This is a genomic window from Ferdinandcohnia sp. SAFN-114 (genome assembly GCF_059415045.1).
Window position 1 is genome coordinate 1 of record NZ_JBPFDQ010000149.1, and the last position, 7,186, is coordinate 7,186.

Consider the following 7,186-nt stretch of genomic DNA (forward strand, 5'->3'; position numbering starts at 1 on the left):
ATGTCACAATACTTATCTCAAGTATTGCCATTTTGGAGGTGTTTTATATTGTCTCACTATTTTAGGTTAGTCCATATAGCATAAAGTTGTAAGTAGCCTTTTTTTATGTGAGTAGCGTTAGCTTTGTGTTAAATATATATCTTGTTATAATAGACTGTAGGATTGTAACTGGTAAAGCAGGCAAAACCTAAGTAAGGTGTTTCTGTTTTAGGAGACAGTTTATTTAGGTTTTTTCATTTTATACGAAAGAGGGATTTGGGATGAAACTGATTGCTTCAGATTTAGATGGAACTCTATTAAATGAAAATAGTAAGGTTAGTGCGGCTAATGCACATGCTATACAAAAGGCAATGGATAAAGGGGTAAAATTTGTTGTTGTAACAGGAAGGTCATATGATGCTGCGAATATGCCTCTTAAGGAAGTAGGAATTAAATGTCCCATTATTACCTTGAACGGTGCTAGTTCATTTGATATAGATGGTAACGTATTACGTGATATTCCAATGGATAAATCGGTTTGTAAGAAGGTATACACAGCTTGTCATAACGGCGAAATGTATACGGAGTTTTTTACCAACAAGGGACTGTTTTCTTTTGGAAGAAATAGATTTATCGAACGAATGACTAGTTGGTGGAAAACTGTCAATCCAAATTTTACAGATGAGGAAATTAATCAGAAAATTGAGCTTCGTTTCCAGAATGAAAGTGTTCAATTTATCGAGGATTATGAACAATTAGAGGCCATGGATGATCTAAAAATTTATAAACTTTTAAGCTTTGCGGACGATGAGGAAAGACATCAGCAGGTGTATAATGAGCTAAAAGATAAGACTGGGGTAGTCATCACTTCTTCAGGTTACTTAAATCTGGAGTTTAACCATCCAGAAGCGATCAAGGGCTTAGCTCTTGCAGAATTAGCTAAAAGTATGGGGATTGAAATGAAGGATGTCATGTCGATGGGAGATAACCTAAATGACAAAAGTATGCTCGAAATGGCAGGTCGTGGTGTTGCCATGGGAAATGCTGATAAAGAAATAGTAGACATCTGTAACTTTCATACAAAAACAAATGAAGAAGATGGGGTAGCTTTCGCAATAGAAGAAATGCTAAAAGAGTATTATAGTTGAAATTTACACGCATATGTAGGGTATCGATTTAGGAACGGGGTGGATGCATGAAAATCGAAAAGGTTTTAAATAACAATGTTGTGATGTGTAGAAACGAACTCGATCAAGAAATAGTGGTCATGGGCAAAGGCTTAGCTTTTCAACGTAAGTCTGGAGATATAATTGATGCTTCGCAAATTGAGAAAACTTTTATTTTACAAAAGCATGGGATTACAGAAAAACTTGCCAAGTTACTCGAAGATACATCAGAGTTGTATTTAAGCATTTCCTTCAAAATTTTAGAATATGCAAAAACTCAATTACCTAATAAACTAGATGATTACCTATATGTGGCTTTAACAGATCATCTTAGTTTTGCCATTAGTCGGCATAACCAAGGAATACAATTGAAGAATGCCCTACTATGGGAAATTCGAAAATATTATAGACCAGAATTCCAAATTGCATTAAAAGCTTTGGATATTATTGAAAAAGAGACCGGTATTAGACTTGATGAAGACGAAGCGGCTTCAATTGCTCTACATTTGGTCAATGGGCAACTTTCAGGAGATAATATGGGGGCAGCGATTCAGATTGCACAGATGGTAAATGATATACTAAACATAGTAAAAGACCATTTTGAAATGGAGCTTGATGAGACTTCTGTGAACTATGAACGATTTGTAACCCATCTTCGCTTTTTTGGAATGAGGTATATGCGCAAGGAAAAATTATCTGATTCCGTTGAAGATTTTTTCCATAAGCAGATCAAACTTAAGTATTCAGATGCTTATAAATGTACGAAGAAAGTTTCGAAGTTTTTAAAGACAGAGTTTGGTTGGAAGATTTCTAAAGAAGAAGAAGTTTATTTAACCGTACATATTCATCGAGTCACAAATCGACATAAAAACCTGTGATCATGTAGATTGTAAAAGAATTGATACACATGAACGCAAATAAATAAATGATGAGAGGGGTTCAACAATGGGCAAGTTTATCGGATATGTTGGTACTTATACAAAAGGGGACAGCAAGGGAGTCTATACGTTTACTTTAGATACGGACGTACAAAAAATAGAGGATGTAAAGCTTGCGGCAACATTGGGAAATCCAACATATGTAACAGTGAGTCAGGATAATCGTTTTCTATACTCGGTAATAAAAGATGGAGAAACGGGTGGAGTCGCGGCATACTCTATCGATAGTCAAACAGGGGATTTAATGCCAGTAAATAACCATGTTTCAGAAGGGGCATCACCTTGTCATATCAGTGTAAACAAGGAGAATAACCAAGTTGTTTCCGCGAATTATCATAAAGGGACAATCGAACTGTATTCAGTTAACAGTCAAACAGGAGGAATTGAAACTTCCCAATCGGTTGTTGCACATGAAGGTAACGGACCACATGAAAGACAAGAAAAACCACATACCCATTTTTCAGGATTTACTCCAGATGAAAAGTATGTGGTGGCAGTTGATTTAGGCATTGATAAGCTTATCACTTATGCAGTAGAGAATGGGTCATTACATGAAGTAAGTACTTTATCGGTAAGACCAGGAAGCGGGCCAAGACATATTGCCTTTCATCCTAATGGGAAACATGCATATCTAATGACAGAGATAAGCAATGAAGTGGTTGCTTTAGCATATGACAGTAGCAATGGAAACTTTACGGAACTTCAATATATTTCAACCATTCCTGAAGATTTCACTGAAAACAGTCAAGGTAGTGCTATACATATTTCAAAGGATGGGAAGTTCGTATATGCGGCTAACCGTGGACATAACAGTATTGCTGTCTTCGAAGTGAATGAGGCAACAGGGAAGTTAACATTAGTCGAAAGGGTTTCGTCAAAAGGAGATTGGCCACGTGACTTTGTATTTGATCCAACAGAAAAGTTCATTGTGGGTTCCAACCAGGAATCAAGTAACCTTGTGTTATATGCGAGGGATGAACAAACAGGAAAATTAACACAAATTGACTCAGATATAACGGTACCATATCCAGTTTGCGTGAAGTTTTTACATGCTTAAAAAATATAGAGGAGGGCCTGGAAAAAGCACCAGGTTCCTTTTTTTGTAATTCGGGGCTACCCTATGTAAGCGTTTTAGTATAAAATGATTATAATAGAATAATAGTTTATATTATCTAGGTAAGTAAATACTTACGGATGAAGCTTGTTTAGGGGAGTTGGGTTATGGAATACAATCAAGTTAGACGACGTGATGGCGGTACAAGAAGAGAATATGTCTACTCCTATTTGAGTGAAAAAATTATGGATTTTTCTTTATGTCCGGGATCCCCAATTTCTGAATCTGAAATTGGTGCTCAGTTGAGTGTTAGTAGAACACCGATTAGGGAAGCTCTGATGCAGCTTGCAAAGGAAGGATTAATAGAAATAAAGCCACAGATTGGGACTTTTGTGTCTTTAATTGATCCGAAACATATTGAAGAGTCACGATTTATGAGGAAAGCTGTGGAGCTTGCTGTAATTCGAGAAGCGACGGAAAAACTAACTCCTGACTCATTATATAAATTAGAAAAATGCTTAACAATGCAGGAAATTGCCTTACGGGAAGAAAACGAAAAAGACTTTTTAGCCTATGATGATGAATTTCATGAACTCATTTATAAAGGATTAGGAATGGACCGTATCTGGAAGGGAATCGACCAAATGAACGGGCAATATAAACGGGTTCGGATGCTCCGACTTATCAATACAAAGGCTGAGGATTGGGAGACTGTTTTGGATGAACACAGAGCTATTTTTAATGCTCTTAAATGTAAGGATGTTGCTGTAGCAGAGGATGTTGTAAATAAGCATATTACAAAAGGGATTTCTCATTTGTATGAATTTATGAAGGAACAACCTGAATATTTTAAGAAAGAAAGTATAATGATTTAAGGCTATTTCCTCATTATTTTAATAGAATTTGCACAAACCCACTCGTCCATATGGTTGAGTGGGTTTGTTTTATTCCATTTCTTTTCGAAGCTCTTCCATTTTACTGATAATCAAGGGATAAAAATATTTTTTAGCACTTGTTGTGGAGTTGCCACCAAAAAAACCGGTTCCCGGACAGGTTTTCACATTATAGTCGGGCCCTTTATCCAGCACTCTTTCACCGTTTCGCAAATCCCACCAATGATGGTAGGTAATACTGTCAATGGAAGGGGTTAATCCAAATTTAAGGCTGAGAGCGGCATTGACATAGATAATTGTGTCGCTTTGTTCCTTCGTCATCACATCATGACCTAGATCAAAATTTCCAAGGTGTTCAATTGCAATACCGACAGAGTTTGCTTTACTACCAATTGTGCCTTCTGGGACTATATGTAATGGCCTTGAGACAGCGACTTTCCCATCAGGAAAAGTCGTAATATTTTGGGCGATATGTTTCCAACCCATATTATTTTTATGAAAATTTTCCATACCTGTTAATAGCCCAAAATGGTTTGAGCCATTAAACCGACCATAGTCTGGGACCCAAGTGTGGTGCTGCTGGATAAGGCTTATTTTTCGTTTGATCTTCTGGTTGAAAAGCCAATCTTTAAATTCTTCTTTTGTCATTAAAATGTGTTCCCCTTGCATATTCATCCTTCTTGGGGCAATTTTGAGAATCTGTCCTGGAATGACTTTTTCAGCTGAAAGTTTGTTTGTCGTTTTAATCTGCTCAGGGGATGTATGGAACTTGGAAGAAATATTCTGCAATGTATCTCCGGCTACAACTTCATAGGATGTAGGTACCCATAGCTTCTGTCCGACAACTAATAAATCTGATTGAATCCCATTGGTGATTTTTAATTCTTCTACAGAGGTTTCAAATTTTTTCGCAATCCCAGGTAATGTATCACCTGCTTGGACAACATACGTGTTTTCAGTACTATTTGCTCCTACATCTGTAGGAAGGAATGCGATAAAAATAAAGAAAAAGGCTCCAAAAACAAATGCTATCCTGTTTTTCATGGCTCGTTCCTTTCATAACATGTTAGTATTAGTTTGTAAAAGAAATCTAATATTATGCTTCTTAGGTATTTGTAGGTTCTTTTTAATTTTTAGAGGAAATTCATGACAGAAAGCGAAGTAGTACTACGAAGTATATAGTATAAAACCGTCTTCACTTAGGAAGAAGGCAATGGGCGGCAAGGAGGAAAAAGTCATGCTAGAGTTTGAACCATACATAGATCAATTTGCAAGAATAAAAGTAATAGGTGTTGGCGGTGGTGGAAATAATGCCGTGAATCGAATGATTGAAGCAGGGGTAGAAGGTGTTGAATTCATAGCAGTAAACACAGATGGACAAGCACTTAATCAATCAAAAGCAGAAATCACCATTCAAATTGGTGCATCTTTAACACGAGGGCTTGGTGCGGGTGCCAATCCCGAAATAGGGATGAGAGCCGTTGAAGAAAGCAAGAAAGAGATTGAGGATGCTTTAAGAGGAGCGGACATGGTCTTTGTCACCGCTGGAATGGGCGGTGGCACTGGTACTGGAGCAGCACCAGAAATTGCAAGAATTGCTAAGAAGCTAGGCTCATTAACAATAGGTGTTGTAACAAGACCATTCCGATTTGAAGGTCGTAAGCGTGCTGTTAATGCAGATGCAGGAATCGATGCAATGAAGGAAGCGGTTGACACCTTAATTATCATTCCTAATGAGAAACTATTGGAGATTGTCGATAAGCGTACACCGATGATTGAAGCCTTCCGCGAAGCAGACAATGTTCTACTCCGAGGGGTACAAGGGATTTCCGATTTAATTGCGGTCCCAGGATTAATTAATCTGGATTTCGCGGATGTAAAAACAGTCATGTCACACAGAGGAACAGCTTTGATGGGAATCGGTATGGCGAAAGGGGACGGGCGTGCGGTTGAAGCAGCCAATAAAGCAATCAATAGTCCACTTCTTGAAACATCCATAAGCGGTGCACGTGGTGTCATTTTAAATATTACAGGCGGACGAAATTTAAGTCTATTCGAAATACAAGAAGCGGCCGACGTGATTTCATCAGCAACACACGAAGATCTAAACATGATCTTTGGATCAGTCATTAATGACAACTTGAAAGATGAAATTATTGTGACGGTCATTGCGACAGGATTTACTGAAAATTAAAAAGAAGAGGCATCCTTTTAGCGTAACTGGTTTTCAGGTGAAAAGTAGTAAATAATAATAAATTTTTAGCGTGAATTCACATATGAATTCACGCTTTCATTTTGGTTGATTGTTTAAAATTAACAATCGTGCAGATATTGTTTTTGTATGTCTGAAGCTACCTCGACTTCGGACACAACCGAGTAGATTTTGCCATTGTAAGTCCGAAGCTACGTGAACTTCGGACACAACCGAGTAGGTTTTGCCATTGTATGTCCGAAGATAGCTGGACTTCGGAAACAACCGAGTAGATTTTGCTATTGCAAGTCCGAAGCTACCTCGACTTCGGACACAACTGAGTAGGTTTTGCCATTGTATGTCCGAAGATACCTGGACTTCGGCACAATCGAGTAGATTTTGCCATTGTATGTCCGAAGCTAGCTGGACTTCGGACACAACCGAGTAGATTTTGCTATTGCAAGTCCGAAGCTACCTCGACTTCGGACACAACTGAGCAGGTTTTGGCATTGTAAGTCTGAAGCTACCTCGACTTCGGACACAACCGAGTAGGTTTTGCCATTGTATGTCCGAAGATACCTGGACTTCGGACACAATCGAGTAGATTTTGCCATTGTATGTCCGAAGCTACGTGAACTTCGGATACAACCGAGTAGATTTTGCTATTGCAAGTCCGAAGCTACTTCGACTTCGGACACAACTGAGTAGGTTTTGCCATCGCAAGTCCGAAGCTACTTCAACTTCGGACACAACCGCGCAGAATTTGCTTTTGTATGTCCGAAGATACCTGAACTTCGGACACGACCGGGCAAGTTTTGCCATTACCTGTCCGAAGATACCTGGACTTCGGACAACAACCGGGCAAGTTTTGCTATTGCCTGTCCGAAGATGGTCTTCTGTCAAGAAAGTGGACAATAAAATTTGAGACTTTTTATAACTCAACGCTACCGCACTTCGTTTGGTAC

The 7,186-nt window shown here is 38.4% G+C and carries 5 protein-coding genes and 1 pseudogene; 5 read left to right on the forward strand and 1 reads right to left on the reverse strand.

Annotation, left to right across the window (positions count from 1 at the left end; genetic code table 11):
- The first annotated feature begins 260 nt into the window (after nt 1-260).
- The 4 genes from ACR65M_RS26040 to ACR65M_RS26055 all read left to right on the forward strand — a co-directional run bounded on the left by ACR65M_RS26040 (nt 261) and on the right by ACR65M_RS26055 (nt 4,012).
- The gene (locus ACR65M_RS26040; RefSeq protein WP_341333367.1) at nt 261-1,127 is read left to right on the forward strand and encodes a Cof-type HAD-IIB family hydrolase; all 867 of its coding nucleotides are present in this window, start codon (nt 261-263) and stop codon (nt 1,125-1,127) included.
- 47 nt (nt 1,128-1,174) lie between these two features.
- Complete coding sequence (gene licT, locus ACR65M_RS26045; RefSeq protein ID WP_121449247.1) at nt 1,175-2,023, forward strand: BglG family transcription antiterminator LicT; 849 nt, start codon at nt 1,175-1,177, stop codon at nt 2,021-2,023.
- A gap of 67 nt (nt 2,024-2,090) precedes the next feature.
- Entirely contained in the window at nt 2,091-3,140 is a 1,050-nt protein-coding gene (locus tag ACR65M_RS26050; RefSeq protein ID WP_440274862.1) for a lactonase family protein, read from the forward strand.
- 164 nt (nt 3,141-3,304) lie between these two features.
- Complete coding sequence (locus tag ACR65M_RS26055; RefSeq protein ID WP_440274863.1) at nt 3,305-4,012, forward strand: GntR family transcriptional regulator; 708 nt, start codon at nt 3,305-3,307, stop codon at nt 4,010-4,012.
- Nucleotides 4,013-4,081: 69 nt separating this feature from the next.
- On the opposite strand, the gene ACR65M_RS26060 is transcribed toward ACR65M_RS26055, so the two are convergent.
- Nucleotides 4,082-5,074: a LysM peptidoglycan-binding domain-containing protein gene (locus ACR65M_RS26060; protein WP_341333363.1), complete on the reverse strand. Its 993-nt coding sequence runs from the start codon at nt 5,072-5,074 to the stop codon at nt 4,082-4,084.
- 193 nt (nt 5,075-5,267) lie between these two features.
- Between ACR65M_RS26060 and ftsZ the strand changes: the two are divergent.
- Nucleotides 5,268-6,221 (forward strand): annotated as a pseudogene (gene ftsZ, locus ACR65M_RS26065) (cell division protein FtsZ); the annotation flags it as partial.
- Nucleotides 6,222-7,186: the final 965 nt, after the last annotated feature.